At 67.3% G+C, this 24,203-nt stretch carries 25 protein-coding genes; 13 read left to right on the forward strand and 12 right to left on the reverse strand.

Annotated features, from left to right (window positions below):
* Positions 1 to 200: 200 nt before the first annotated feature.
* Entirely contained in the window at positions 201 to 788 is a 588-nt protein-coding gene (locus tag OG405_RS19020; RefSeq protein ID WP_327147818.1) for a CAP family protein, read from the reverse strand.
* A gap of 165 nt (positions 789 to 953) precedes the next feature.
* Positions 954 to 2,543, reverse strand: coding sequence for an AMP-binding protein (locus OG405_RS19025; protein WP_327147819.1), 1,590 nt, complete (start codon positions 2,541 to 2,543; stop codon positions 954 to 956).
* A 429-nt stretch (positions 2,544 to 2,972) separates the two neighbouring features.
* Between OG405_RS19025 and OG405_RS19030 the strand changes: the two genes are divergently transcribed.
* The 3 genes from OG405_RS19030 to OG405_RS19040 all read left to right on the forward strand — a co-directional run bounded on the left by OG405_RS19030 (position 2,973) and on the right by OG405_RS19040 (position 5,653).
* The gene (locus tag OG405_RS19030; protein WP_327147820.1) at positions 2,973 to 3,491 is read left to right on the forward strand and encodes an RrF2 family transcriptional regulator; all 519 of its coding nucleotides are present in this window, start codon (positions 2,973 to 2,975) and stop codon (positions 3,489 to 3,491) included.
* Between the two features lie 37 nt (positions 3,492 to 3,528).
* Positions 3,529 to 4,734 carry an NAD(P)/FAD-dependent oxidoreductase gene (locus OG405_RS19035; RefSeq protein ID WP_327147821.1) on the forward strand — a complete coding sequence of 402 codons (1,206 nt, stop codon included), beginning with the start codon at positions 3,529 to 3,531 and terminating at the stop codon, positions 4,732 to 4,734.
* Positions 4,735 to 4,858: 124 nt separating this feature from the next.
* Positions 4,859 to 5,653, forward strand: coding sequence for a thioesterase family protein (locus tag OG405_RS19040; protein ID WP_327147822.1), 795 nt, complete (start codon positions 4,859 to 4,861; stop codon positions 5,651 to 5,653).
* On the opposite strand, the gene OG405_RS19045 is transcribed toward OG405_RS19040, so the two are convergent.
* The 4 genes from OG405_RS19045 to OG405_RS19060 all read right to left on the reverse strand — a co-directional run bounded on the left by OG405_RS19045 (position 5,626) and on the right by OG405_RS19060 (position 10,467).
* Positions 5,626 to 7,281, reverse strand: coding sequence for a hypothetical protein (locus OG405_RS19045; protein ID WP_327147823.1), 1,656 nt, complete (start codon positions 7,279 to 7,281; stop codon positions 5,626 to 5,628). The genes OG405_RS19040 and OG405_RS19045 overlap by 28 nt on opposite strands.
* 197 nt (positions 7,282 to 7,478) lie before the next feature.
* On the reverse strand, positions 7,479 to 8,525 hold the full coding sequence (gene dmpG / locus OG405_RS19050) for a 4-hydroxy-2-oxovalerate aldolase (RefSeq protein WP_327147824.1): 1,047 nt from the start codon (positions 8,523 to 8,525) through the stop codon (positions 7,479 to 7,481).
* A 155-nt stretch (positions 8,526 to 8,680) separates the two neighbouring features.
* Positions 8,681 to 9,577, reverse strand: a complete 897-nt coding sequence (locus OG405_RS19055) for an acetaldehyde dehydrogenase (acetylating) (protein ID WP_327152406.1) — start codon at positions 9,575 to 9,577, stop codon at positions 8,681 to 8,683.
* Positions 9,578 to 9,639: 62 nt separating this feature from the next.
* Entirely contained in the window at positions 9,640 to 10,467 is an 828-nt protein-coding gene (locus OG405_RS19060; protein WP_442790770.1) for a 2-keto-4-pentenoate hydratase, read from the reverse strand.
* A 131-nt stretch (positions 10,468 to 10,598) separates the two neighbouring features.
* On the opposite strand from OG405_RS19060, the gene OG405_RS19065 reads away from it, so the two are divergent.
* A complete protein-coding gene (locus OG405_RS19065; protein ID WP_327147825.1) occupies positions 10,599 to 11,366 on the forward strand; it encodes an IclR family transcriptional regulator in 768 nt (255 codons plus the stop codon).
* 20 nt (positions 11,367 to 11,386) lie between these two features.
* Here the strand turns inward: OG405_RS19065 and OG405_RS19070 are convergent, their stop codons facing one another.
* Both OG405_RS19070 and OG405_RS19075 read right to left on the reverse strand, forming a co-directional pair.
* Positions 11,387 to 11,965 (reverse strand): hypothetical protein, encoded by a 579-nt coding sequence (locus OG405_RS19070; protein WP_327147826.1) that lies wholly within the window; start codon positions 11,963 to 11,965, stop codon positions 11,387 to 11,389.
* The gene (locus tag OG405_RS19075; RefSeq protein ID WP_327147827.1) at positions 11,962 to 12,363 is read right to left on the reverse strand and encodes a hypothetical protein; all 402 of its coding nucleotides are present in this window, start codon (positions 12,361 to 12,363) and stop codon (positions 11,962 to 11,964) included. The genes OG405_RS19070 and OG405_RS19075 overlap by 4 nt, the downstream gene beginning before the upstream one ends.
* Before the next feature lie 95 nt (positions 12,364 to 12,458).
* Between OG405_RS19075 and OG405_RS19080 the strand changes: the two genes are divergently transcribed.
* From OG405_RS19080 to OG405_RS19090, 3 genes are all read left to right on the forward strand, one after another.
* On the forward strand, positions 12,459 to 12,698 hold the full coding sequence (locus OG405_RS19080; protein WP_327147828.1) for a hypothetical protein: 240 nt from the start codon (positions 12,459 to 12,461) through the stop codon (positions 12,696 to 12,698).
* Between the two features lie 132 nt (positions 12,699 to 12,830).
* The gene (locus OG405_RS19085; RefSeq protein WP_327147829.1) at positions 12,831 to 13,136 is read left to right on the forward strand and encodes a hypothetical protein; all 306 of its coding nucleotides are present in this window, start codon (positions 12,831 to 12,833) and stop codon (positions 13,134 to 13,136) included.
* On the forward strand, positions 13,120 to 13,593 hold the full coding sequence (locus OG405_RS19090; RefSeq protein WP_327147830.1) for an NUDIX domain-containing protein: 474 nt from the start codon (positions 13,120 to 13,122) through the stop codon (positions 13,591 to 13,593). Before OG405_RS19085 ends, OG405_RS19090 begins: the two co-directional genes overlap by 17 nt.
* Before the next feature lie 27 nt (positions 13,594 to 13,620).
* Here the strand turns inward: OG405_RS19090 and OG405_RS19095 are convergent, their stop codons facing one another.
* A complete protein-coding gene (locus OG405_RS19095; protein WP_327147831.1) occupies positions 13,621 to 14,538 on the reverse strand; it encodes a LysR family transcriptional regulator in 918 nt (305 codons plus the stop codon).
* A gap of 107 nt (positions 14,539 to 14,645) precedes the next feature.
* Here OG405_RS19095 and OG405_RS19100 point away from each other — a divergent pair, with 107 nt between their 5' ends.
* Positions 14,646 to 14,996: a DoxX family protein gene (locus tag OG405_RS19100; protein ID WP_327147832.1), complete on the forward strand. Its 351-nt coding sequence runs from the start codon at positions 14,646 to 14,648 to the stop codon at positions 14,994 to 14,996.
* A 103-nt stretch (positions 14,997 to 15,099) separates the two neighbouring features.
* Here OG405_RS19100 and OG405_RS19105 read toward each other — a convergent pair whose 3' ends face one another.
* A complete protein-coding gene (locus tag OG405_RS19105) occupies positions 15,100 to 15,954 on the reverse strand; it encodes a 3-hydroxyacyl-CoA dehydrogenase (RefSeq protein WP_327147833.1) in 855 nt (284 codons plus the stop codon).
* Positions 15,955 to 16,169: 215 nt separating this feature from the next.
* On the opposite strand from OG405_RS19105, the gene OG405_RS19110 reads away from it, so the two are divergent.
* From OG405_RS19110 to OG405_RS19120, 3 genes are all read left to right on the forward strand, one after another.
* The gene (locus tag OG405_RS19110; protein WP_327147834.1) at positions 16,170 to 16,754 is read left to right on the forward strand and encodes a TetR/AcrR family transcriptional regulator; all 585 of its coding nucleotides are present in this window, start codon (positions 16,170 to 16,172) and stop codon (positions 16,752 to 16,754) included.
* Positions 16,751 to 17,950, forward strand: coding sequence for an NADH:flavin oxidoreductase (locus OG405_RS19115; protein ID WP_327147835.1), 1,200 nt, complete (start codon positions 16,751 to 16,753; stop codon positions 17,948 to 17,950). Before OG405_RS19110 ends, OG405_RS19115 begins: the two co-directional genes overlap by 4 nt.
* Positions 17,951 to 18,124: 174 nt before the next feature.
* Positions 18,125 to 18,550 carry a hypothetical protein gene (locus OG405_RS19120; RefSeq protein WP_327147836.1) on the forward strand — a complete coding sequence of 142 codons (426 nt, stop codon included), beginning with the start codon at positions 18,125 to 18,127 and terminating at the stop codon, positions 18,548 to 18,550.
* Between the two features lie 116 nt (positions 18,551 to 18,666).
* Here OG405_RS19120 and OG405_RS19125 read toward each other — a convergent pair whose 3' ends face one another.
* Positions 18,667 to 20,106, reverse strand: a complete 1,440-nt coding sequence (locus OG405_RS19125) for a glutamate decarboxylase (RefSeq protein WP_327147837.1) — start codon at positions 20,104 to 20,106, stop codon at positions 18,667 to 18,669.
* Positions 20,107 to 20,467: 361 nt separating this feature from the next.
* Between OG405_RS19125 and OG405_RS19130 the strand changes: the two genes are divergently transcribed.
* Together OG405_RS19130 and OG405_RS19135 are read left to right on the forward strand one after the other, a co-directional pair.
* Positions 20,468 to 20,893: a VOC family protein gene (locus OG405_RS19130; protein ID WP_327147838.1), complete on the forward strand. Its 426-nt coding sequence runs from the start codon at positions 20,468 to 20,470 to the stop codon at positions 20,891 to 20,893.
* Between the two features lie 22 nt (positions 20,894 to 20,915).
* Positions 20,916 to 22,574: an MFS transporter gene (locus OG405_RS19135; RefSeq protein WP_327147839.1), complete on the forward strand. Its 1,659-nt coding sequence runs from the start codon at positions 20,916 to 20,918 to the stop codon at positions 22,572 to 22,574.
* Positions 22,575 to 22,601: 27 nt separating this feature from the next.
* Here the strand turns inward: OG405_RS19135 and OG405_RS19140 are convergent, their stop codons facing one another.
* A complete protein-coding gene (locus OG405_RS19140) occupies positions 22,602 to 24,164 on the reverse strand; it encodes a bifunctional phosphatase PAP2/diacylglycerol kinase family protein (RefSeq protein WP_327147840.1) in 1,563 nt (520 codons plus the stop codon).
* Positions 24,165 to 24,203 lie beyond the last annotated feature (39 nt).

Below are 24,203 nucleotides of genomic sequence, written 5' to 3' on the forward strand. Positions count from 1 at the left end.
GAGGGCTCAGTATCGCAGCCATGGGAGAGGGCTCAGTATCGCAGCCATCGGAGAGGGCTCAGGATCGCAGCAACACTCGTCCCCGAAAGTCTTCGCCACGGATATGCGGACGGCCGCAGGGGCGATGAGCTCCCTGCGGCCGTGGGCACGGACTCCATCATCACCGGAAGACACAGTTTCCGGCGACCGCCGTTCACAATTCAGAGTGGGCGCGGCACATTCGTCTCGAACTGCGTTCGGACGTTGCCGTGCAGTGTGTAGAGGGCGACGACTACCCGTATGTCGCCCTGTGTCGCGAATCCGATACCGAGTTGTGTGCTGGCCTTCCACACGACCTGGGTGAAATGCCCGGTCTCCCTGGAGAAGACGGGGTTGCCGTAGTCGTAGAGGGAGACCTCGTCGTACCACATCTGCACAGCCGTCCCGACATGCTGCACGGCGTCCGAGCTTCCGCCTCTGGCGAGGTAGAGGTTCTCCCCCGCATCCGACTTGTGCGGGCAGGTGTGATCGATCGTCTGCTTCTCAGCGTAATACTGCGCGCATTGCCGGGCCGCGTCGATCATTTCCTGGCGCAGGGTCATCGGCGGTGTCCCGTGCAGGGCACGGTACTGGTTGTGCGCTTCGAGGCCGACCTGCGCGTATTGCGCGTCCCCTGTTTGTCCTGCCGCCGAACCCCCGCCTACGGCGAGCCCCACAAACAACGCAGAGGCAATGATCGATACCAACCGTCGTCCTGCTCGCACGACAACCTTCCCATCGGTGGGTGAGAAACGAATCGGAAAAACCATCGGAAAACTCCCCGGCCATGGACGGCCCGGAGTGAGATCACGATCAGCCCGCCGTATCGCGCGGGGCGGGAAAAGACGCCCCAAGGCTAGCGGATCCGTGTCGCCCACAAGTAATTTCGGTCCGTCGGCCGCGATGGGTCCGAGCGGGACGGATGGGGGGCGTGCTCAGTTCACCTGTCGGCCTTCGCCCCAGTACTGCGCACGCAGTGCCTTCTTGTCCGGCTTACCGAGCGGGCTCACGGGAATTCTGTCGGCGAAATCCACCGTCTTCGGTGTGTACACCGCGCCCTTGCGGTCTTTCACCAGGGACTGGAGTTCCTCGACCGGGACACTCTGGCCCGCACGCAGCACGACCACGGCTTTCACCGCCTCGCCCCACTTCTCGTCCGGCACACCGATCACCGCTGCCGCGCTCACCGCCGGATGCGCCGACAGCACATCCTCGACCTCGCGCGGGAACACGTTGAACCCGCCGGAGACGATCATGTCCTTCTTGCGGTCGACGATATAGAGGAAACCCTCCTCGTCCTGCCTGGCGATATCGCCGGTGTGCAGCCAGCCGAATTCGGTGGCCGCCGCGGTCTGTTCGGGCTTGTTCAGATACCCGTTCATCACCAGCGGTCCACGCACGCACACCTCGCCGGGTTCGCCCCGGGGCACTTCATCGCCCTTCTCGTCGAGCAGCGCCACCGACAGCCACGGCACCGGACGACCGCAGCTGGCCAGCCGCTCGGGTTTGTTCAGATCGTGGTCGCCGCGGCGGAGCACCGAGATGGTCATCGGGCTCTCGGCCTGACCGTAGAACTGGAAGAAAATGGGACCGAACTTCTCGATCGCCTCGGCCAGGCGGGTCGGGGAGATCGCGGAGGCGCCGTAGAACACCGTCTGCAGGCTGGACAGGTCGTACTTGTCCAGGTCCGGGCTGTCCAGCAGGGCGTAGAGCATGGTGGGCACCAGCATGGTCGCGGTGATCTTGTACTTCTCGATCGCCTCGAGCACCTTGGCCGGATGGAAGTACGGCAGCACCACGATGGAACCGCCCTGCTGGGCGGTGGGGTTCCAGAAGGCGGCGCCGGCGTGGCTGAGCGGGGTACACACCAGGAACCGGACCTCGTCGGGCCATTCCCACTCGGTCATCTGGATGCGCAACATGGTGGTGCTGCCGCGGAAGCTCATCTCCACGCCCTTGGGCTTACCGGTGGTGCCGCCGGTGTAGGCCAGGCTCATGGTGGCGTTCGGGTCCACCTGCGGACCGCGCACACGCTCGGGAGTGAATCCGGCCGCCAGTTCGATGAGATCGGTCCCGGCCTCGGACGGACCGAACGAGAACAGGTTCCGCAGCCCGGGCACCTTATCGCGCAATTGTGCCGCCCGCTCGTCGAAACCGGCCGGATCGTAGATCAGGGTCTCCACACCCGCGTCCTCCAGGACGTAGGCGTGATCGTCGAGCGAGCCCATGGGATGCAGCGCCATGGCCCGCGACCCGTTCACGTTGTTGGCGCCCTGGGCGAAGATCACCTCCGGCCGGTTGGCCGAGAGCACCGCCACCGGCGAGCCGATGCCGAGGCCGGCCGAGGCCAGCGCCTGGGCGAAGCGGCTGATCTGATCGCGCACGTCGCGGTAGGTCAAGGTCGCGTCGTCGATATGGACCGCGGTGCGGTCGGCATAACGCTCGAGAGCTTTGCCCAGCAGGTCCACCGCCAGCGGCTCGCGGTGCAGCGGGGCGGTGTCGTCGACGTGCGGTTCAGTGTTCATTCGTCTGCCTTTCGGGCCGGCCCGTAGAAGCGGCCCAGCGAAATTGACCGGTGCTCCGGCGCGGTCCCGGACCGCGGGCACCGCCACATGGCGCCGCGGCCCGGGAACCACCCGCGGGGCTCGCAAACCGCAAAAACTATAACACGTTCTACTTTAGTTCCGTGGGTGATCCCGCGGACCCGGACATACCGCCCAGGGCAGTAGACCTCCTCGGTACTCGAGATCTCACCACCGATGATCAGGGGCCGGCCGCCGCGCTCGGCGACCGCATAGTCCCGTGGTGCCCGCGCCGATTCCGGCAGCGCCGGGAACCCGTGCCGGAGTCAGCCGAACCGAACGCCCGTCCCGGCCGAACAGCGGCGCCCCGAGCTTCGCCGGAGTCGCATCAGCTCTTGTCAACCGCGAACAGGGATAGTTACTATCCCGATTATGAAGATGGGCGAGGGCGTCGAGTGGAGCCTGCACTGCTGCGTGACGCTGACCTGGCTCGACGATCAGTGGCCGGTACCGATCGCCCGGCTGGCCACCTGGTTCGACCTGCCTGTGGAATATCTGAAGAAGCGCGTACAGGCCTTGGTGCGGGCCGGAATCCTCAGTTCCGCCCCCGGCGTGCGAGGCGGCTTCGGACTGGCCCGGGCGCCCGAGCGGATCACCCTGCTCGATGTGGTCACCGCCATCGAGGGCGGCCTGGATCCCTTTCGCTGCACCGAGATCCGGCAGCGCGGCGGCAGCGGTCGCACCACGGGGGCGGAGTTCGACCGGCCGTGCGGTATCTCGCTGGCAATGCGCCGCGCGGAGCTGGCATGGCGCCGGGAGCTCGCCGCCCAGACCATCGCCGACCTCGCCGCCGAGGCCCCCGCCGATTCCGCGGAGCGCACCCGGCGCGGCTTCGGTAGCCCAGGATTCGGCACGACCGGCGGATGGCCGATTTCCGCGGCGACCGAATAAAGACATTCGAAATCCCGATCAGTCACCGGAGGACGATATGACCGGAACAGTGGTGCTGGGCGGCGGTTTCGCCGGTGTCTGGAGCGCCGCCGCAGCGATCCGGCTCGCTCGGGCGGCCGGACGCGAGCTTACGGTCACCCTGATAGACCCCGGCGACGATCTGGTGATCCGCCCGCGCCTGTACCAGGCCGAACCCAGCCGTATGCGGGTGTCGCTGGACCGGATCCTGGGCCCCGCCGGGGTCCGTCGTATCGCGGCCACCGCGACCGGAATCGACACCGGCCGCCGGACGGTGACCGTCACCGCGCGCGACGGCCACCGCAGTGAAATCGATTGGGAGCGCCTGATCATCGCCACCGGCAGCCGCCTCCAGCCACCCACCGTGCCCGGTGCCGAACTGCTCCACAACGTGGACACCATCACGGCGGCAACGAAACTGGATGCGCACCTGCACCGGCTGCCGGACCTCCCACCCGGCGAGGGCCGCTTCACCGCCGTCGTCGTCGGTGCGGGCTTCACCGGACTCGAGATCGCCACCGAGCTGGTCGACCGGCTCGCCGCGCTCCCCCGAGACCCGGGCGAGCAGGTCCGGGTCGTCCTGGTCGAACGGTCCGCGGCCGTCGGCCCCGAACTCGGTCCCGGACCCCGGCCGCAGATCATCGAGGCCCTGACCACCCTCGGCGTGGAACAACGGCTGGGTGTGAGCCTGGCGGCGGCCGACGCGGAGGGAGTCACCCTGTCCGACGGCAGCCGGCTCGCGGCGCGCACGGTGATCTGGACCGCCGGGGTGCGGGCAAGCCCCCTCACGGCCGAGCTCCCGGTCGAACGCGATCGGCTGGGCCGGCTGGCCGTGGATACCGAGTTGCAGGTCATCGGGGCGCCGGGTGTCTACGCCGCCGGCGATACCGCGGCCGCGGCGGCCGAACCGGGGCACCAGGTGCTGCAGTGCTGCCAGCACGCCCTGCAACTCGGAAAGTTCGCGGGCCACAACGCCGCCGCCGATCTGCTCGGACTACCGGCGGTACCGTTCACGGCGGCGCCGTACGTGACCTGCCTCGACCTGGGTTCGGCCGGAGCGTTGTTCACCAACGGCTGGGACCGCCGGATCGTCTCGACGGGCGATATCGCCAAGGCGCGTAAGCGCAATGTGAACGAGCTGTGGATCTATCCGCCCACCGACGATCCGGACGAACTGCTCCGACAGGCCGACTACCGTTTCTCGGTCCGCCAGATCTGCAGCTGATACGCCCGGTCCGCAGCACTCTGCCCGGGAGTTTCGGCGGGACACGGCCGCGAGGGGCCCTCGACCCGGCGGTACGGTCGGATCGGAGATCGAACAGCCGCCGACCGGACGAACGGACAACGATATGCACAAGGCCTTCTACCTGCCCGATCCGGCGGACCCCGACCGATTCGTCTCCACCGAGCTCACCCGCGGGCCGTGGTCGCCGGACGCCCAGCACGCCGGACCGCCCTCGGCATTGCTCGGTCATGTGATCGAGCGATGCGAGCCACGACCGGGTTTCCAGATCGGCCGTGTCGCCGTCGAGATCCTCGGCCCCGTACCGCTCGCCCCGTTGACCGCGCAGGCCCGTGTAGTGCGACCGGGACGCAGCGTGGAACTCATCGAAGCGACCCTGTCGACCGATCGCGGCCCGGTGATGCGAGCCAATGCGTGGCGCTTCAAACTCGCCGATCCCGAACTGGAGATCCCCGAACATCTGCTGCCGACCGGTGCGCGGCCGGGCCCCGACCGGACGCCCGCCCCCGAGCCTTTCCCGTCCACCCAGGCCGTCGGGTTCCATACCGGTATCGAATACCGATACGTCACCGGCTCGTTCAGCGAACCGGGCCCGGCGGTGTGCTGGATCCGGCTGAAGTACCCGATCGTCGCCGGCACCACGCCCAGCCCGCTGGAACGTACCCTCGCCGCCGCGGATTCCGGCAACGGAGTGAGCGCCGTACTCGATTGGGACCGCTACCTGTTCATCAACACCGATCTGACTGTCACGCTGCACCGTCAGCCGGTGGGTGAATGGGTCTGCCTCGACGCGGTCACCCATCCCCAGCCGCACGGCATCGGCCTGGCCGAATCCGCGCTCTTCGACGAGAAAGGACCCTTGGGCCGCAGCACTCAGACGCTGTTCATCGGTCCGCGCTGACCGGATCCGGCGTCACCCGTCCGCGACAGCTCTATCCGGGATGCGCGGTGCGGGTACACACCCAGAACACCGGCCGGTGTGGCGGGGACCAGGGCAGGAGCGGGTACGGCAGGCCCGCCGATACCCGTCCACGGCGTACGGGCCGATATCGCGGCCGCGACCTGCCCGCTCGACCCGGCGGAACCCGGAATCCCGGCGGAAACAGGTCCGGACCACGCCGCGGGCACATAGCTGGGCACCGCCCGACCGACCGGTGACAGGGCGAGGGGTTCGGCAGGCGACTCCGGCAGCGCCGGTCGCGGGCGCTGCGGGACCTCATCGACAGTCGCGCGTTCGACCGCGGCCTGCCGGGTCCACGGCGTCGGTACCGCGGCAGTGGACACGGCCGCACCCCCGCTCGGGATGGTCCTCGTCTCCGGAGGCTTCGCCGGAGCGATCGGCTGACCGGCACTCACCGGCGCACTCGGTCGCCGGCCCTGTAACACTCCTGCGTCCATATTTCCCCGGGTGTGCGGCGGCGGGACCGGCCTGGGGCAGGGCGGGGCCGGTGACGGAATCAGTTTGGGCGGCACCGGTTCGGATGGTGGTATCGGAGCAGGTAGCGGCACAGACCGCGGCCGCGACTGCTCCTCGCGCTCATGTTCGTTTTGGTGTTTGTCCCGGTATGCCTCGAACTCCTTGCGCAGGTCGGTGAGTTCGCCGGTGAGCGTCCGGATTTCGCCCGCCGCCCGATCACTGGAGGTCACCGCCTGGCTCAGGATCTCCCGGCCACGCCCGAAAGCATCGTTCAACAGGTCGAGGGCGTGTGCCGGCCCCGACGCACCGGTGGGTGGCGCCTCGGCGGCGCGAGTATTGACGGTTTCGATGAGCGCGGTGACCGCCATCCGCCCCTCGTCGGAAATGCGTCCGGCATCCTGCGCGATCAACGCCACGGCCTTGCGATCGAGTTCGGCGAATCCGGCCGTCACGGTGTTCAGACGATCGGCTTTCGCACGATAGTCCGGGATTCCGGCGACTTCGGCGCCGCTCACCTCACCGGGCAATTTCGGCGCGGGCGGTGCACTACGTTCCCCGGTCCCGAAACTGCGCCACACATCGCAGAGATAGCCGGGCAGTCCGCGATACATCCCGCCGACCGGGCCGGCGAGATCGGCCGGCATCCGCAGATTCGCCATTTGCGCCGGACAGCCGCCGTTGCCGATATCGGTCGTGACGATCTGGACGGGTAGCCGAGCCTGAGTTGATACCTCGTATCCGCCGAAGGCTCCGCCCAGGGCCGCGACCGGGCCACCACCGTGGGCATTCCAGGGCAGCAGTGCTTTCGCCGCGACCCGGTCCACACCCCGCGCAACCCCGGCGGGGAGCGCCTTGGCCGCCGCCGAGGCGATACCGTCCTTCAGCAATTTCCCGGCGAGGTTCGTCGCCCACGCACCGCCCGCGGCTCCGATCCCGGCGACCAGCGCTTCCTCGAACGCGGCGCCGGAGCCTTTGTCGTCGCCCCACGCGGCACCAGCGAAGGAGCCGACCGCCGACCCCAGCATCGCCCCGGGCGGACCGAGGAACGCGGCCCCGAGCGCGCCACCCACGAATGCACCGCCATCGGCCCAGGAGAAACCGAAAATGCCCACAGTGCACGCTATTTCCGAATACAGCGAGCACGTATGAGCCCTGACAGGTCCCTTACGGGCGGCGGGGTCTTATTGACGCGCGGACCCCGGTTCGGACGCCGCTGGGGCGCCCGGTGTGAACCGGACGCCCCAGGGATCCGCCGAGCAAACGGGGGCGGACCCGTGCCCGGCGACGACCCGCCGAAGCGAGTGGAGAATCAGACGGCCGGTTGTTCGGCCTTCTGCTCGGACAGCATGGTGAGCGCTATATCGACGATCATGTCCTCCTGACCGCCGACCAGCCGACGACGGCCCGCCTCCATGAGCAGCGTGCGAACATCGATGCCGTAGCGTTCACTGGCTGCCTCGGCATGCCGCAGGAAGCTGGAGTACACCCCGGCGTAGCCGAGGGTGAGGGTTTCGCGGTCCACCCGCACCGGCCGGTCCTGCAGCGGCCGGACCAGATCGTCGGCTGCGTCCTGGAGCGCGAACACATCGCAGCCGTGCTTCCAGCCCAGCACATCCGCGACCGCGACGAACGCTTCGATCGGGGTGTTGCCCGCGCCGGCGCCGTGCCCGGCGAGAGAGGCATCCACCCGGGTGACGCCGTTCTCCACGGCCACCACCGAATTCGCCACCGACAGCGAAAGATTCTCGTGCGCGTGGATACCGAGTTCGGTCGCCGGGTCGAGCACGTCGCGGTAGGCCAGGATGCGATCACGCACACCGTTCATGGTGAGCCGGCCGCCCGAGTCGGTGACGTACACGCAGTGTGCGCCGTAGCTCTCCATCAGCTTGGCTTGCGCGGCCAGCTGCGCGGGTTCGGCCATATGGCTCATCATCAGGAATCCGGAGACGTCCATCCCGATCTCGCGGGCGGTGGCGATGTGCTGGGCGGCGACATCGGCCTCGGTGCAGTGGGTGGCGACGCGTACCGAGCGCACACCCAGACCCCAGGCGCGGCGCAGGTCCTCGGCGGTACCGACACCGGGCAGCAAAAGGCTGGTCAGTCGCGCGTTCTTCAGACTCGCGGCGGCGGCCTCGAGCCAGGTCCAGTCGCTGTGCGAACCGGGCCCGTAGTTGACCGAACCGCCGGCGAGTCCGTCACCGTGCGCGACCTCGATGGCGTCGACCCCCGCGGCATCGAGTGCCGCCACGATCTTCCCCACGTTCTCCGGGGTGATCCGGTGCCGGATGGCGTGCATACCGTCGCGCAGGGTCACATCCTGGACGAAAACGGTCGGCACCGTGTCGGGCGAGCTCATCGCACATCCTCCTTCTTTATCGGGCATGAGCGAGGGCCCTGCGTGGTTACGCTGCGCTCCCGCCTCCGGGCCTGACCCGCTCATGCTGTGTCCATCGGGCATGAGCGAGGGCCCTGCGTGGTCACGCTGCGCTCCCGCCTCCGGGCCTGACCCGCTCATGCCGCCTGCAGGGTGTTCTGCGCGATCCGCTCGGCGACCTGGAGTGCGGCCGAGGTCATGATGTCGAGGTTGCCGGCGTAGGCGGGCAGATAGTGCGCCGCGCCCTCGACCTCGAGGAACACCGACACCCGGTGGGTCGGGAACGCGACATTGTCCTTGGCGAGCAGCGTGTGCACCGGCTGGTCCGGCGGGATCGGATCGATCTGCACTTCCTGCTTGAGCCGGTAGCCCGGCACGTAGGCGGCCACATCGCCGACCATCTTCACCACCGAGGCCTTGATCTGCTCGTGCGAATCCTCGTCGGGCGCGTTCACCAGGCAGAAGACCGTATCGCGCATGATCAGCGGTGGTTCGGCCGGATTGAGGATGATCACCGCTTTACCGCGCTCGGCGCCGCCGACGGTTTCGATGGCGTGTGAGGTCGTCTCGGTGAACTCGTCGATATTGGCGCGCGTACCCGGCCCCGCCGATTTCGAGGCGATGGAAGCCACGATCTCGGCGTAGGGCACCGGCACCACTCGCGAGACCGCGGCCACGATCGGGATGGTCGCCTGGCCACCACAGGTCACCATGTTCACGTTCGGCGCGTCCAGGTGTTCCTCGAGGTTCACCGGTGGCACCACGAACGGGCCGATCGCGGCCGGTGTCAGGTCGATGAGCCGTTTACCCAGCGGCGCCAGCCGCTCGTGGTTCTGCTTGTGCGCCTTGGCCGAGGTCGCGTCGAAGACGATCTCGATCTCGTCGAAGTTCGGCAACGCGATCAGGCCCTCCACCCCTTCATGAGTGGTGGGCACCTTCAGCCGGGCGGCGCGGGCCAGGCCGTCGGACTCCGGGTCGATACCGACCATGGCGCCCATCTCGAGGAACCGGGAATAGCGCAGGACCTTGATCATCAGGTCGGTGCCGATATTGCCGGATCCGATGATCGCGACTTTGGTGCGTCGGTTGTTGTCACTCACTGGGATACCTCCGAAGCGGTGGTGAACGAAGCCGTGACCGTCCCGAGGCCGGAGATGGCGGCGGTGACGGTGGCGCCCGGGTGCAGCGGCCGCATCGGTCCGAGCGCGCCGGAGAGGATCACCTGCCCGGCGCGCAGCGGCTCGCCGAAGGTGCGGGCCTGCCGGGCGAGCCAGGACAGGGCGTTGAGGGGGTCGCCGAGGCAGGCGGCGCCGTTACCGGTCGATACCTCTTCCCCATCGATACGCATGCTCATGGCGACGTCTACGGGCTCGAAATCGTCGAGGGTGCGGCGTTCGGTCCCGAGCACGTAGAGCCCGCTCGAAGCGTTGTCGGCGACGGTATCGGCGAAGGAGATGTTCCAGTCGGTGATCCGGCTGTCCACGATCTCCAGCGCGGCCACCGCCTCGGCCACGGCCGCCCGGCACTGGTCGATATCGAGCGGCCCGTCGGCGAGATCCGCGCCCAGGATGAAGGCGATCTCGGCCTCGGCGCGCGGCTGTAGCAGCCGGTCGATCGGGATCACGTCCCCATCGGAGTAGGCCATATCGGAGAACAGGACACCGAAATCGGGCTGGTCCACGCCCAGCTGCTGCTGGACAGCCGGTGAGGTCGCGCCGATCTTGCGGCCGACCACCGTGACCTCCGGGGAGATCCGGGCGGCATTGAACCGCTCCTGGATCCGATAGGCGGTGGCGACGTCGTCGGGGCTGATCAATCCGTCCCGCAGCGGTGCACAGGTCCGTCGCGTCCGGGCGGCGGTGATCAGGCGTTGCGCGGCCCGGGTGACGATCGATTCGTCGACACCGGGCCCGCTGTCACTGATGCTGTCGACAGTGGTTGCCACCGCGACCTCCGTTCTCCTCTTCGTTGGGATATGACCAGTCCACACCCCCGAGCCGCAGCTGAACAGTAAAATGGTCCACTGACCGGACCAGTCGCACCGGAAGGGCCACCATGCCGGAACATCAGCTCGACGAACGGTCCGTGCTGGGCCGCGCCCTGCTGATCCTGGAGGCGTTCGGCGTGGAGGACCAGGCTGTCGGCCTGTCCGAACTCACCCGGCGAACCGGGCTGCCGAAGGCCACCGTGCACCGGCTGTGCCGGGACCTCGCGACCGCCCGCCTGCTGAGTTCGTCGCCGGACGGCTACCGGCTCGGTCGCGGACTGTTCGAACTGGGAATGCGGGCGGCCACCGAACGCACCCTGCTCGAAGTCGCGGTGCCCTTCCTCCAGGATCTGTTCACCCGCACCCGGGAAACCGTGCATTTCGGCGTGCGCGACGGCGACGAGGTCGTCTACATCAGCAAGATCGGCGGACACCGCCAGGCCCGCGCCCCCTCCCGGATCGGTGGCCGGATGCCGCTGTACTGCACAGCGATCGGCAAAGCGCTGCTCGCCCATTCCGGACCCGAGACGATCGACCGCATCCTGGCCGGACCACTGACCAGGCGAACCCCCCGCACCATCGTGGCTCCCGGCCTACTGCGTGCCCAGCTGGCCCAGATCGCCGAACACGGGCTTGCCTATGAGCGCGAGGAGTCGGCCCTCGGCATCGTCTGCGTGGCCGCACCCGTACTCAGCGCCGACGACCAACCGCTGGCGGCCATCTCGGTCACCGGCCCGGTCAGCCGATTCCACCCTGAGGCACACGCGACCTCGGTCCAGGCAGCCGCGGCAGGGGTCGCGTCCATCCTGGCCCGGCGAGCCCAGAACACTTCGTGAAACAGGTCGGCCTGGGCCTGTCAGCCATTCCCTGACGACTGTTGTCGCAGGCAACGCAGTTTCGGGTGGTTGGCGTCATCGAGGGCAAGGGCCGCAGTCCACAGGGACGCGTCGAGCGTTTTCGGGATACACCAGTTCTCAGGTCGTGTGGCCGGGGTGTGTATCCGGACCGGATCGAGGTCGGGGAGATGCCGAGCGGCCACCGCCCACCACTGCCGCCCGCGGGCATCGATGACGACAGCGACCAACAGATCGTCGATACCGGGCAACTGTTCGGCCGCTACGCGAACTCGCTCGGGAATGTGCCGGTTCTCCGGACGATCTCTGAGCTGGTCGGCGAAGACGACGAATACCAGCCCGAAGCCGAACATATCGGTTCCCAGGGTATTACGAAGCTGGGCGGCGCGCAGGTGCACCGGATTCGGCTCGTGATCGCGGCGGTGGCCGGTGAGATCGACGGCCACACATTCAGCGTCTATTCCGCTGTTGTCACAGCGGAATCCGTAGAGCATCGGCAGCGAGGCCGTGGGCATAGACAGCAAGAATCGCGAAGTGATCTCGTCGATGGATTCCGGGTCGGGGAAGCGGATACGCGTCATCCGGCATCGCCTTCCCGTGTCTGTCGCGACCAGAACTGATGGCGCACCGCATCCCACAGTGGTGTCGGTTCGGGAAACCATTCACGCATATTCAAGAGGTCGGGGGCGATGACCGGGCTGGCCGCAGCCAGTAGCTCGCCGGTCGCAGTACGTACTCGCAGGATCCGAATCGTTCTCTGGGCGAGGCACCAGTCGGCCTGCTGCTCGCCGACAACGGTTCTGCGAACAGCTACCGAGTGCACCTCGGAAATCGATTGTCCAAGTGTCGGATTCATCGGATCGGCCTCCGGAAGCACTTGGCGCGCATCCTGAGCCGGGTACAGATTACGAACGGCATACTCTCCCCTTCTGTCATCGGCAGGTTCTGTGGGGAGGCGGCTGGGAACCACCACGCCCATTCAAAACGTATGGACACCAGCCGGACACCTGAACTGCGTCCAGGACGTATCTCCGGACACCTTCAACCAGCAAAACGTCCCGGTATGGTTTTGCCATGGCGCAACGACTCGAGTCGGCAATGCTTCGGGCTCAGATGGATTCGGTCGCATTGGCAGCCGCCGCGGGCGTGGACGTCAAGACGGTGAATCGCTGGCTGGCCGGTCGCGTTCCGCACAAACGAACCCGGGCCGAGATCGTGGCCGCCTACGCTCACCGCGCCGATATCCCGAACGAGGTCTGGATATCGCTGCTGACGCGGGCCACTCGACGAATCGATATCGTCGGCTACGCCTAGCCGTTCGTACTCGAACTGCTCCCCGATGCAGCACAGCTGATCGCTGAAAAATGCCGCGACGGCGCCGAGGTTCGTTTTGCCTTTGCCGACCCCGCATGCGCGCATGTAACCGAACGCGATGCGCTCGAACAGATGCAAGGGACATTGCCCGGCCGTATCCGTAACGCGCTCAGCATGCTCGGACCGCTGGCCGACACTTCCGGCTGCCGGATCGGTTTGCACTCAACGCACTTGTACAACTCGGTTTTCAAGTTCGACAACCAGATGATCGTGACTCCGTACCTGGTCCGCGCCCGTGGTTATCAACATCCGGCGCTACATCTGCGGAAGTTGTCTGCACATGGCATGTTCGCATCGTTCGAGGATCAAGTTGAGCAGATATGGGGAGCAGTGACCCCGTACTTGCGAGGGGTGGATACCGATGACCGCACGGCGTGACTACTACCGGGACCCGAGCGCTCCTGCACCGAACAGTCTGGTTCCAGGAGGCTCGGCCCTGGTCGTCGACGACATCGGCGCCCTTCTCATGCAACGGCGCAGTGATTCCGGGAACTGGTCCCTTCCCGGCGGAGTCATGGAGATAGGTAAAACCCTGGAGCAGTGCGTTGTCCGGGAAACCAAGGAAGAGACCGGGCTGGAAATCGAGATAACCGGAATTCTGGGGATCTATACCGACCCTCGACATGTGATCGCCTACGCGGACGGTGAAGTCAGACAAGAGTTCAACATCACCTTCTACGGCCGAGTGACCGGCGGGCACATCGAGGTCAGCTCGGAGTCGACCGAAGTCGGGTTTCTGACGCTGAAGGAGCTGGAAACGCTCCCGGTACACGACACAGTTCGGCTCCGGTTGCGGCACCACGCCGAACAACGGAGCGACCCATATCTCGGCTGATGCCATCCGGCACGGCAGCCGCCTCGATCATTGAGCACCTTCTCCGTACGGCAGACTGCGATCAGGTACCGTGCAGCAATCGACGAACGCCCGCACTGCGGAATCTGTGTCGGATTCCGCCTTCCACACGACACCCACCCGGCTCGGCGCCACCCCGGTCACCGGACGGTAGGTGATCCCGGGCCGCGCGTAGAACCGTGCGCTGGACTCCGGCGCCAGCGCTACTCCGTAACCGTTGGCGATCGCGCTCAGCCACTCGTCCGGCTGATCGGTGACCGCACCGATACGCGGCGTCCAGCCTGCGTGTTCGTCCGCGCCCAGCCAGTAGTCGCGCCAGGTACCGGTTTCCGCCGGAGCCGCCACGAAAGGTTCGTCCAGCAGGTCCTCGAAGGCAATGGTCTCGCGGGCCGCGAGCGGGTGCGCCGAGGCCACCGCCACCCAGCGCGGTTCGCCGAACAACTCACGCACGCGGAATCGGTCCTGCGCCGGGAACGGTAGCCGGAGCAGCGCGACATCCACTTCGGCGTCGGTCAACCCGCCGGTCGGATCCGCCCACGACGCCTGCCGCATATCCACCCGCCAGCCCGGGCACCGCCGGGAGAATTCCGCGATGATCCGCGGTGTCGCCTCATTGGCGGCGCTGGCGAGGAACCCGACGCGTAGTACGCGGTCGGCGTGCGCGGCGGCACGCCTGGTCTCCTGAAGTGCGCGGTCCCATCCGGTGAGCAGTGAGGCCGTCCGGCCGGCCAGGGCTTCCCCGGCGGGAGTGAGTGCCATTCCCGCCCGCGACCGCACGAAAAGCCGCACACCCAGCAGGTTCTCCAGCTGTTTGATCTGTTTGGTCAAGGCGGGCTGGGAGACGTACAGCCGTTCGGCCGCGCGGGTCAGGGTCCCTTCCGCCGCGACCGCGGCGAAGTAGCGCAGCAACCGGGTGTCGACATCCATTCCATCAGGTTATGAATGCAGGTATTGGTGCTTTTCTCCGGGGTCGAACAGGATGGTCTCAGTAACGAATCATGGTCTCCGGACCACCCTGGACAGAGAGCGCAGCAGTGCACACCACCTACCTCGTCGTCGCGATCGTCACCGTAGTAATGAATGCCGTGGACTCCTTCGCCGGTTTCGCCCGGGCGAAGTTCGTTCTCGCCAACTCCGCCGAGGTGGGTGTGCCGCGCAGTTGGCTGCCCTGGCTCGCCGTACTCAAGCTGGCGGGCGCGGTCGGGGTACTGCTCGGCATCCTGGGCATGAAAGGGCTGGGTTTTGCCGCGGCGGTCGGCTTGGTCCTGTTCTTCATCGGCGCCCTCATCGCGCATGTACGCGCTCGCGTCTTCTACAACATCGCTTTCCCGGGAGCGTATTTCGCTTTCGCTCTCGCGACCGCGGTCCTCACAGTCGCGCAGTAGTATTGCCACGGCAGCGGCCGCGAGGCCTGGGTAACCGTCGAATATCGCGGCTCTACATTCTTTCTGACTGTCATGGTTCGATCCGTTTCATCACATCACACGGTCAGGGGTATTTGTAGAACCCCTCACCGGTGGCCACCCCGAGTTTGCCCTTGTCGATGTAGTTCTCCTTCAGCCAGGTGGCGAGCCCCTCGGTTTCGGAATCGCCGCTCAGGATGTTGTAGGGCGTGGTGAGACCGACGACGTCGAGGATCTGGAACGGGCCCATGGGGGCACCGGTGGCGATCCGCCAGGTCTTGTCGACCGCCTCGGGTTCGGCGTAGTCGCCGGCAGCGAGTTCGATGGCGGAGTTCAGGAACGGCACCAGCAGCGAGTTCAGCACGTATCCGGATTTCTCTTTGTGGACCTCGATCGGCACCATGCCGATGTCGGCGGCGAAATCGACGACTGCCCGGAACACCGCGGGATCGGTCCGGCTCGTACCCATGATCTCGGCGGTATTGAACTTCCACACCTGATTGGCGAAGTGCAGGGCCAGGAATTTATCCGGGCGGCCGGTGAAATCCGCCATATCGCTGGGTAGCAGGGTCGAGGAGTTGGTCGCGAAAATCGTGTGTTCCGGGGCCAGCTCGCTCAGCTTCCGGTAGGTCTGCCTTTTGATATCGAGTACCTCGGGCACCGCTTCGATCACCAGATCGGCTTCGGCGACCGCGGCCCCCAGGTCGGTGGTCAGGCCGATACCGGCGCGGGTCTGCTCGGTGAGTTCGGCGGTCGCGCCCATGACCTCGTCGCGGTAGGTATCAGCGAGCCGCGCGAAGCGCTCACGCGCCGCGTCGAGTGCGGCGTTGTCGATGTCGTACGCCTGCACGCGGTACCCGTGGAACGCGGTCTGGAAGGCGATCTGGGAACCGAGCACCCCGGTGCCCAGCACTGTGACCGCGCGGATCTCGAGGGCCATAATCGTCTCCTTGTCGGTCGATCGAAGACATGTCGGACAACCGGAGCGGACTACCGCAGACCAGTAGAGCAGGGCCGGGCCGTCACTGTGGGCGAGTGGCCCATCGAGGCGTTTGCGATCGGGTAACGACTGTTGAACAGCGCTCCCACCTGCTATTTCAAACAGTATTTCAATCATTGATTGAAATCTTTCCCGCGCGGTGGTTCACTGGCCGCATGCCTGCGCGAGTCTCGGCCGCGACCCGCGAACGCCTGCTCACGGCCGCCGAACGACTACTGCTCACCGAGCGCTACGACGACGTCTCGGTGCGTCGCATCTGCACCGAGGCCGGCGCGAACCCGGCCGCTGTCCACTACCACTTCGGGTCCAAGGAAGCCCTCGTCGCGGCACTGCTCGAAGAGCGCCTCGGGGCGCTCTGGGCCGACCGCCTCACCGAGGTCACAGCCGATACCGGGCCCGTGGCCGATATCGTCGACGCGATTCTCACCCCGTTCGCCGACCTGGCAGCCGACCCGCTCGGGCGGCTGCACCTGCGCCTGCTCGCGCAGTTCGTGATCGACCGGCAGGTGGGCCCGGATGCGTGGCAGCAGCAGTGGTTCCGAATCGACTCGTGGGCAGACCTGCTCCCGCAGGTGGGCGAACGGGAGAGCCGACGCCGCTGGATGCTCGCGTTCGATCTCATCATCATGCGATTCGGCCGCGCCGCCGCCGACGAGCGCGCCCTGAGCCCGAGCGCCGTGGCCACCCTGCGCGCTTTCGTGGTGGCCGGCCTCACCGCACCGACAGGAGAAACTTCATGATCGACGTATTCGCGCCCGCCCCGCTGGGCCCGCTCACCCTGCGCAATCGGGTGATCAAGGCCGCGACCTTCGAAGGCCGCACCCCCGACGCCCTGGTCACCGATGATCTCGTGGAATTCCATCGAGAGATCGCGGCGGGCGGTGTCGGAATGACGACTGTCGCCTACTGCGCGGTCGCACCGGGCGGTCGCACCGACCGTCACCAGATCTATATGCGCCCGGAGGCCGTACCGGGCCTGCGCCGGCTCACCGATGCGGTACACGCCGAAGGCGCGGCGGCCAGTGCGCAGATCGGTCACGCGGGCCCGGTGGCGAATTCCGCGTCCAACCGCGCCCCCGCGCTGGCGCCGAGCCGGCTGTTCAGCCCGCTCGGGATGAGCCCGATGAAGGTGCCGGATCCGGCTGAGATCCACGAACTGGTCACCGCTCATGCCGATGCGGCGCTACTGGCGATCGAGGCCGGATTCGACGCGGTGGAAATACATTTCGGACACAACTATCTGGTCAGCTCGTTCCTGAGTCCACTGCTGAACCGGCGTAAGGACCGGTTCGGCGGCAGTCTCGAGAACCGGGCGCGACTGGCCCGCGATATCGCTCGGCGGGTGCGCGAGGCGGTGGGCGACCGGATCGCGGTCACCGCGAAACTGAATATGGAGGACGGCGTCCGCGGCGGCCTCGGCCTGCCGGAGTCGTTACAGGTGGCCGCGTGGCTGGAGGCCGACGGCGCGCTCGACGCACTGGAACTGACCGCGGGCAGTTCGCTGCTGAATCCGATGCTGCTGTTCCACGGTGCCGCACCGCGCCGGGAGTTCGCGAAAACCCTTCCGGGCCCCGCCCGCTGGGGTTTTCGGTTGATCGGGAAGGCATTCCTGCGCGAGTACCCCTACGAGAAGGCGTATCTGCTCGAGCGGGCCCGCCAGTTCCGCCGGGAGTTGTCCATGCCGCTGGTACTGCTGGGCAGTATCACCGACCGGGAGTCGATGGACCTGGCGATGACGGAAGGGTTCGATTTCGTCGCCATGGGCCGGGCGTTGCTGCGCGAACCGGATCTTTTGCACCGCATCCGATCCGACGCGAGTACCGAGTCCGCCTGCGTGCACTGCAACGAGTGCATGCCGACCATCTACAGCCGCACCCGCTGCGTCCTCCGACTCGATCAACTCGCGTCTCCGGATAGCTCGGCCGCCGCCGGATAGGTGCCGATCGGGTCGGCAAAACCGCTGCTCACAAAAATTGTCGGCCCCAATTAACGAACACCTGTTGAATGCGCCGTTGAATAGCGGTACGGTTCAGGGCATCAAAGCCGCACTCCCCCAGTGCGAATGCTCCCGCAACCGCCTCCGGGCGGCGCTACGACCGAGGACCGAATCATGCATCGAACCGCACGCACCCGCCGACTCGCCGTCCGGATCGCCGCCACCGCCGCGATCGCCCTGGCCCCGCTGGCCCTCACTGCCGCACCCGCTCTCGCCGACAACGGCGCACCCGTGGTCACCGATAGCGCGACCGAGGTCCAGGATGTGAGCCGACCCGGCCGCCACAACCACGGCCGCCATCACGACCACGGCCGTTTTCACGACCACGGCCGCCAACACGACCACAGCCGCTTTCACGGCGATCGCTCATGGAACGGCCGGCACGACAACCAGGCCGACTGGAATCGCGGCCGGCGCGACCGCGGCTGGGACCACGGCCGCCACAACAACTGGGACCGCGGCGGGCACCACGGCCCGCGCCACGGGTTCGGCCTGCCCTTCCCGCGGTTCCTCCTGCCCGGTTCCGGCAGCGCATTCTGACACCTGAACAACGGCACGTCGAACAAGTGCCGATAGGCGGATAGACCTCGGGTGGCCCGACCCGGGACAGTGGAACCGGCCGACCGCGGCGACTTGGGTCGGCCGGTTCCACACTGTTACGACTCCTCGCGCCGCACACCCGCATGGTGCGGCCGGATATCGGCGCCGTGCGAGAACGAGGCGGCCTCGGGACCCCGCTGGGGCGCTTGCTGCGCCCGCAGCCTCGGCAGTGCCCGTTCCAGCGCCTCGATCAACAAATCGGCCAGATCGTGACTGAAACCGTTACGGACCACTACGCGCAGCACCGCCAGATCCTCGCGGTCGGCCGGGAAGGTGTAGGCGGGAACCAACCAGCCCTGTTCCCGCAGCGCCGCCGACACATCGAAGACCGAGTAACCGGTCTCGCCCTCGGCGAGGGTGAACGCGAACACCGGCAACTGCCGGCCGTCGGTGAGCAACCGGAACGGGCCCAGGTTCGCGATCCGGTCGGCCAGCGCGGACGCGACCTCCCGGCAGTAGCCCTGCACCCGCGCGTAGCCACGATGACCGAGCCGCAGGAATGTGTAGTACTGCGCCACCACCTGCGCACCGGGCCGGGAGAAGTTCAGGGCGAAGGTCGGCATCTCCCCGCCGAGATAGTTCACCCGGAACACCAGATCGTCGGGTAGCGCCTCGGCATCGCGCCACAGCACCCAGCCCACCCCTGGATAGATCAGCCCGTATTTGTGGCCCGAAGTGTTGATCGAGGCGACCCGGGGCAGCCGGAAATCCCATTCCAGTTCGGGATCGCAGAACGGTGCGATCATGGCACCGGAGGCACCGTCCACGTGCACCGGGATATCCCAGCCGTGCTCGGCCTGTACCCGGTCCAGCGCGGCGCAGATCTCGGCGACCGGTTCGTAGCTGCCGTCGAATGTGGAGCCCAGAATCGCGACCACGCCGATCGTGTTCTCGTCGCAGCGGGACGCTGCCTCGGCGGCCGTGAGATGGAACCGGTCCCCTGCCATGGGCACCACACGCGGTTCGACATCCCAGTACTCGGCGAACTTCTCCCAGCACACCTGGACATTGATCCCCATCACCAGATTGGGCCGGCCGGCCGGCTGTCCGGCCGCCCGCCGCCGCATCTGCCACCGGCGTTTCATGGCCAGTCCGGCCAGCATGCACGCCTCACTGGATCCCGTGGTCGAGCAGCCGACGGCATGGTCGGGGCCGGCCGCGTGCCACAGATCCGCGAGGATTCGCACACACCGCTGCTCCAGTTCGGCGGTGCGCGGGTATTCGTCCTTGTCGATCATGTTCTTGTCGAAGCACTCACTCATCAGGATCCGCGCCGCGGGCTCCATCCAGGTGGTGACGAAGGTAGCCAGATTGAGCCGGGCATTGCCGTCGAGCAGTAGTTCGTCGTGCACGATCTGATAGGCGGTATCGCTGTCCAGTTCCGTGGCGGGCAACCGGTTGCGGGGTACCTCGATCGGCTCCCGGCTGAACACCGGATTCACCGAGATATCGTCCCGGTCGGAGCCACCGGGCTGAGACGGATGGGTCAATGCCATGGAGACCTCCACCAGCATTCGGGCCGGATATGCGGTCGCCCGGGCCGGCCGGGATTCCTCGAGTATCCACCTGGCACACGGCCGCTCCCGCGTACGACGACCGTGCGGCGGGTCGCCCCGGCGATCCGCTATTCCGCCATCGCCGCGTGGTCGGCGCTCCGCTGGACAGTGAGCCGGCGGCATCGGATCCGATCGCTCGGGCATCCGCATCTGGGCGGGATCTGCCCCGGCACGGGTAGGTGCGGGATACGCTCGGCCGATCAGTCCGTGCCGCGCCACACCGAGTGTCCGGTGCGTACGGACTGTGCCGATTCCCCCTGGTCACAACATCCGCTTGTTCGCACCACCAGAGGAGGAGACCGTGAAATCCGTCAACGCGTATCTCATGTTCAACGGCAATGCCGAAGAGGCGTTCACCTTCTACCAGTCGGTGTTCGGCGGCGAACTCCAGCTGATCCGATTCGGCGATATGAGTGAGGGCGCGAACCTGCCCGAAGAGGCCAAGAGCCTGGTGGCCCATACCGCGCTACCCCTGGCCGGAACCGGACAGATCCTGATGGGCTCGGACTGCCCGCCGGGACAGACCGTCGAGGTCCCGCAGCGGCCGAACTTCACCGTATGTCTCGAGGTCAGCGACAAGGACGAAGCCGAGCGCGTCTTCGGCGCCCTGAGCGCGGGCGGGTCGGTGGATATGCACCTCGCCGCCACCGAATGGACCGAACTGTTCGGGATGCTCACCGACAAGTTCTCGATCCCCTGGATGGTCGACTTCAACTCCGCCGAATAGCGACCGTCGAGGGCTGCCACCGATGACCATCGGACAACCCGCGCGACCGGGCCGGCGTTCCGGGTCCGGCCTGGTACTCGCGGTGCTCTGCGCGGGCCAGTTCCTGATGGCCCTGGACAGTTCGGTCATGAACGTCTCGATGGCCACGGTGGCACAGGACCTCGGCACCAGCATCACCGGTATCCAGACCGCCATCACCCTCTACACGCTGGTGATGGCCTCACTGATGATCACCGGCGGCAAGATCGGCGCGATCTTCGGCCGGCGGCGCGTCTTCGGTATCGGCCTGGTCGTCTACGGCGTGGGATCGTTCGTGACCGGTCTCGCACCGAACCTCGGCGTCCTACTCGTGGGTTGGTCGCTGCTCGAAGGGATCGGCGCGGCGCTGATCATGCCGGCGATCGTGGCGCTGGTGGCCGCCAACGTACCGGCGTCACGGCGTCCGGCGGCCTACGGTCTGGTGGCCGCGGCGGCCGCGGCGGCGATCGCGGTGGGCCCGCTGCTGGGTGGCGCCGTGACCACCTACGCCTCCTGGCGGATGGTCTTCTTCGGCGAGGTCGTCGTGGTGGCCCTGATCCTGTTGCTCATGCGCCGGATGAACGACAGTGCCCCGGAGCGGGCGCGACTGGATCTGCCGGGTTCGGTGCTGTCGGTATGCGGTCTCGCCATGATCGTGTACGGGGTACTGCGTTCGAGTGAATGGGGTTGGATCCAGGAACGGCCCGGCGCCCCGGCGATATTCGGGCTGTCACCGGTCATCTGGTTGCTCCTGGGCGGACTGCTGGTGCTGTATCTGCTCTGGGAGCGGCTGGCGGCATGTGTGCGCAGCGGTCGCGAACCGCTGTTCGACCCGAGCCTGCTGAGCAATCGGCAGCTCACCGGCGGACTGAGTATGTTCTTCGCCCAGTTCAGCGTGCAGGCCGGGGTGTTCTTCGCGGTACCACTGTTCCTGTCGGTGGTACTGCAACTCAACGCGCTCGGCACCGGCGCGCGGTTGCTGCCGCTGTCGGTGGCGCTGATCGCGACCGCGGTGGGGATTCCGAAACTGGCGCCTCGGGCGAGCCCGCGGCGGGTGGTTCGCCTGGGCCTGCTGTCGATGATCGTCGGGATACTGGTGCTCGCCGCGGGGATGGACCCGGGAGCCGACGCGCGGGTGGTCGCGATTCCGATGCTGCTGATGGGGGCGGGCCTGGGCGCGCTGGCATCCCAGTTGGGCGCGGTGACGGTCTCGGCGGTGCCGGAATCCCGGAGTGCCGAAGTGGGCGGGTTGCAGAACACGGCCTCCTATCTCGGCGCCTCCCTCGGCACCGCGTTGATCGGGTCCGTGCTCATCGCCACCTTGACCTCCTCGGTCATGGACGGGATCGAGAACAATCCCGCGGTCCCGGACTCGGTGCAACAGGAAGCAGGCACCGAACTGGCCGACGGTGTGCCGTTCCTGTCCGACACCCAGCTGCGCACCGCCCTCGCGGACGCGGGGGTCGACGCATCCACCGCCGACTCCGTGGTATCGGTCAACAGCTCGGCCCGCCTGGACGCCCTGCATACGGCGTTCGCGGTCACCGCCCTGCTTGCCATGGCAGCTCTTCTGGGCACCCGGCGGTTGCCGAAATATCCTGTGGCAGAACCGGACAGCAGCCCGGCGAACGATCAGGGCCCGCCCCGAGACCGCAGCCGGTAGGCCCTTCGTGTCGCGGCAGGGATCGGATCAGCGGAAGCGGAACACGTCGGGCAACCAGGGGGCCCGGCGGTGATGCGGCCGGCTGCGGTTGACCCACAGCGGATTCGATTCGTCGCGCCGGTACACCGTGAGCTGGCCGGCTACCGAAAAACGCAGATGGGTGGCACTGCCGAACACCTCACCGTCGGCCGCCAACGATTCGGCCCGGGGCAGGTACACGAACAGCTCCGGCAACTGCCGTTCTCCGTAGACGCGGCTGTGCCCGATAGCGGCCAGTAGCAGAGCGACCACCGCACGGGCGCGCGACCAGCGCACATCGGCACGCAGCCAGCGCACGTCGAGCAGTCCGGAATCGAGACGGTCACGGAATGCCGGGACCGCACCGTGCGGATGGTAGGGACCGTTGCCGACGAACAGGAACCACACGCGTTGCCAGTGGTCGTCCAGGTAGATCTCGATCGGTTCGGCCCGGCGCAGCGTCACCACGAGCGCGGCCGCGAACGCGGGCCACTTACCCAAGCGGGACTGCCATTTCTCGCGCAACCGGACCAGATCCGGATAGGAGCCGAGACTGAAGGTGTTGATCAGATGCCGGGTGCGCATCTCGTTCGCGTCGCCGTATTCGACACCGGCGATATCCACCGCGACCGCTTCTCCCACACCGGTCGCGTCGACGACCTCGAGCAGATCGTAGACACCGAGGTCACGTGCGAAATGATTGAGCGTGCCGGTCGGGATCACCACGAGCGGCAACTCGAAGCGCAACGCGACCGCGGCCACCGCGGCCACCGTTCCGTCACCACCGGCCACTCCCAGCGCGGCGACGGGTTCCGGCTGTTCGGCGATGGCCCGCTCGAGCAATTCGGTGCAATCGACGTCGGGTTCGGTGCGCACGACGACCGCGGCGGGCAGGGCCGCGGCGATATCGTCGGTCGGGTCGTAGTTCGCGTCCCCGGATACCGGGTTCACGATGATGACGAGCCCTTTACCCTCGGCGAGCACCGGCGCCTCACGGACCAGCCGCGCCCGGGCCTCGTCCGATTCCCGCACCGGCCACCACCGCCGGGTCGCCAAGGCGATCCCGGAACCGACGGCGGCGCCGACCAGGACATCCGAACCCCAGTGCACACCCGTGTGGATCCGGGAGTAGGCCACCGCGGCGGCCAGTGGTGCCACGGCGAGCGCGGTGCGCGGGCTCTCCATCGCGACCGCCGTCGCGAAGGCCGCGGCGCTGGCACTGTGGCCCGACGGGAACGACGACGAGGTCGGAGCCGGGGAGAGCCGGCGGTACTCGGGCATCAGTTCCGCGGCCGGGCGGCGCCGCGCGAAAACTGATTTGAGCACCACATTGGCGACGAAGCTGGCGCCGGCCACCGAGACCACCCCGCGTAACCCCGCCCGCCGGGTGGCCCCTTGCCGAACCGCGAGCAGCCCCGCGCAAGCCATCCACAGCACGCTGTGGTCGGCACTGCCGGTCAGTCGCAACAGGCCCGCGTCCACTCGGGAGGCGGGCAGTTCGGCGACGGCGCCGCCCACGGCGCGATCGAATCGTCCGATTTTCTGGAACCTGCGGCGCGACCGACTACTCACGCGCCCGACACTACTCATCACCGTGACCGGGCCGCGAAC

It is taken from the genome of Nocardia sp. NBC_01329, assembly GCF_035956715.1.
GTDB lineage: Bacteria > Actinomycetota > Actinomycetes > Mycobacteriales > Mycobacteriaceae > Nocardia.

Excerpts from the sequence above, each read along its gene's own strand:
- OG405_RS19105 (WP_327147833.1), bottom strand. The coding sequence starts at position 15,954 with ATGGCCCTCGAGATCCGCGCGGTCACAGTGCTGGGCACCGGGGTGCTC.
- OG405_RS19035 (WP_327147821.1), top strand. The coding sequence starts at position 3,529 with ATGACCGGAACAGTGGTGCTGGGCGGCGGTTTCGCCGGTGTCTGGAGC.
- OG405_RS19030 (WP_327147820.1), top strand. The coding sequence starts at position 2,973 with ATGAAGATGGGCGAGGGCGTCGAGTGGAGCCTGCACTGCTGCGTGACG.
- OG405_RS19080 (WP_327147828.1), top strand. The coding sequence starts at position 12,459 with ATGGCGCAACGACTCGAGTCGGCAATGCTTCGGGCTCAGATGGATTCG.
- OG405_RS19040 (WP_327147822.1), top strand. The coding sequence starts at position 4,859 with ATGCACAAGGCCTTCTACCTGCCCGATCCGGCGGACCCCGACCGATTC.
- OG405_RS19065 (WP_327147825.1), top strand. The coding sequence starts at position 10,599 with ATGCCGGAACATCAGCTCGACGAACGGTCCGTGCTGGGCCGCGCCCTG.
- OG405_RS19055 (WP_327152406.1), bottom strand. The coding sequence starts at position 9,577 with ATGATCAAGGTCCTGCGCTATTCCCGGTTCCTCGAGATGGGCGCCATG.
- OG405_RS19020 (WP_327147818.1), bottom strand. The coding sequence starts at position 788 with ATGGTTTTTCCGATTCGTTTCTCACCCACCGATGGGAAGGTTGTCGTG.
- OG405_RS19110 (WP_327147834.1), top strand. The coding sequence starts at position 16,170 with ATGCCTGCGCGAGTCTCGGCCGCGACCCGCGAACGCCTGCTCACGGCC.
- OG405_RS19075 (WP_327147827.1), bottom strand. The coding sequence starts at position 12,363 with ATGGGCGTGGTGGTTCCCAGCCGCCTCCCCACAGAACCTGCCGATGAC.
- OG405_RS19125 (WP_327147837.1), bottom strand. The coding sequence starts at position 20,106 with ATGGCATTGACCCATCCGTCTCAGCCCGGTGGCTCCGACCGGGACGAT.
- OG405_RS19070 (WP_327147826.1), bottom strand. The coding sequence starts at position 11,965 with ATGACGCGTATCCGCTTCCCCGACCCGGAATCCATCGACGAGATCACT.
- dmpG (WP_327147824.1), bottom strand. The coding sequence starts at position 8,525 with ATGAGCTCGCCCGACACGGTGCCGACCGTTTTCGTCCAGGATGTGACC.
- OG405_RS19025 (WP_327147819.1), bottom strand. The coding sequence starts at position 2,543 with ATGAACACTGAACCGCACGTCGACGACACCGCCCCGCTGCACCGCGAG.
- OG405_RS19085 (WP_327147829.1), top strand. The coding sequence starts at position 12,831 with ATGCAAGGGACATTGCCCGGCCGTATCCGTAACGCGCTCAGCATGCTC.
- OG405_RS19120 (WP_327147836.1), top strand. The coding sequence starts at position 18,125 with ATGCATCGAACCGCACGCACCCGCCGACTCGCCGTCCGGATCGCCGCC.
- OG405_RS19090 (WP_327147830.1), top strand. The coding sequence starts at position 13,120 with ATGACCGCACGGCGTGACTACTACCGGGACCCGAGCGCTCCTGCACCG.
- OG405_RS19135 (WP_327147839.1), top strand. The coding sequence starts at position 20,916 with ATGACCATCGGACAACCCGCGCGACCGGGCCGGCGTTCCGGGTCCGGC.
- OG405_RS19095 (WP_327147831.1), bottom strand. The coding sequence starts at position 14,538 with ATGGATGTCGACACCCGGTTGCTGCGCTACTTCGCCGCGGTCGCGGCG.
- OG405_RS19115 (WP_327147835.1), top strand. The coding sequence starts at position 16,751 with ATGATCGACGTATTCGCGCCCGCCCCGCTGGGCCCGCTCACCCTGCGC.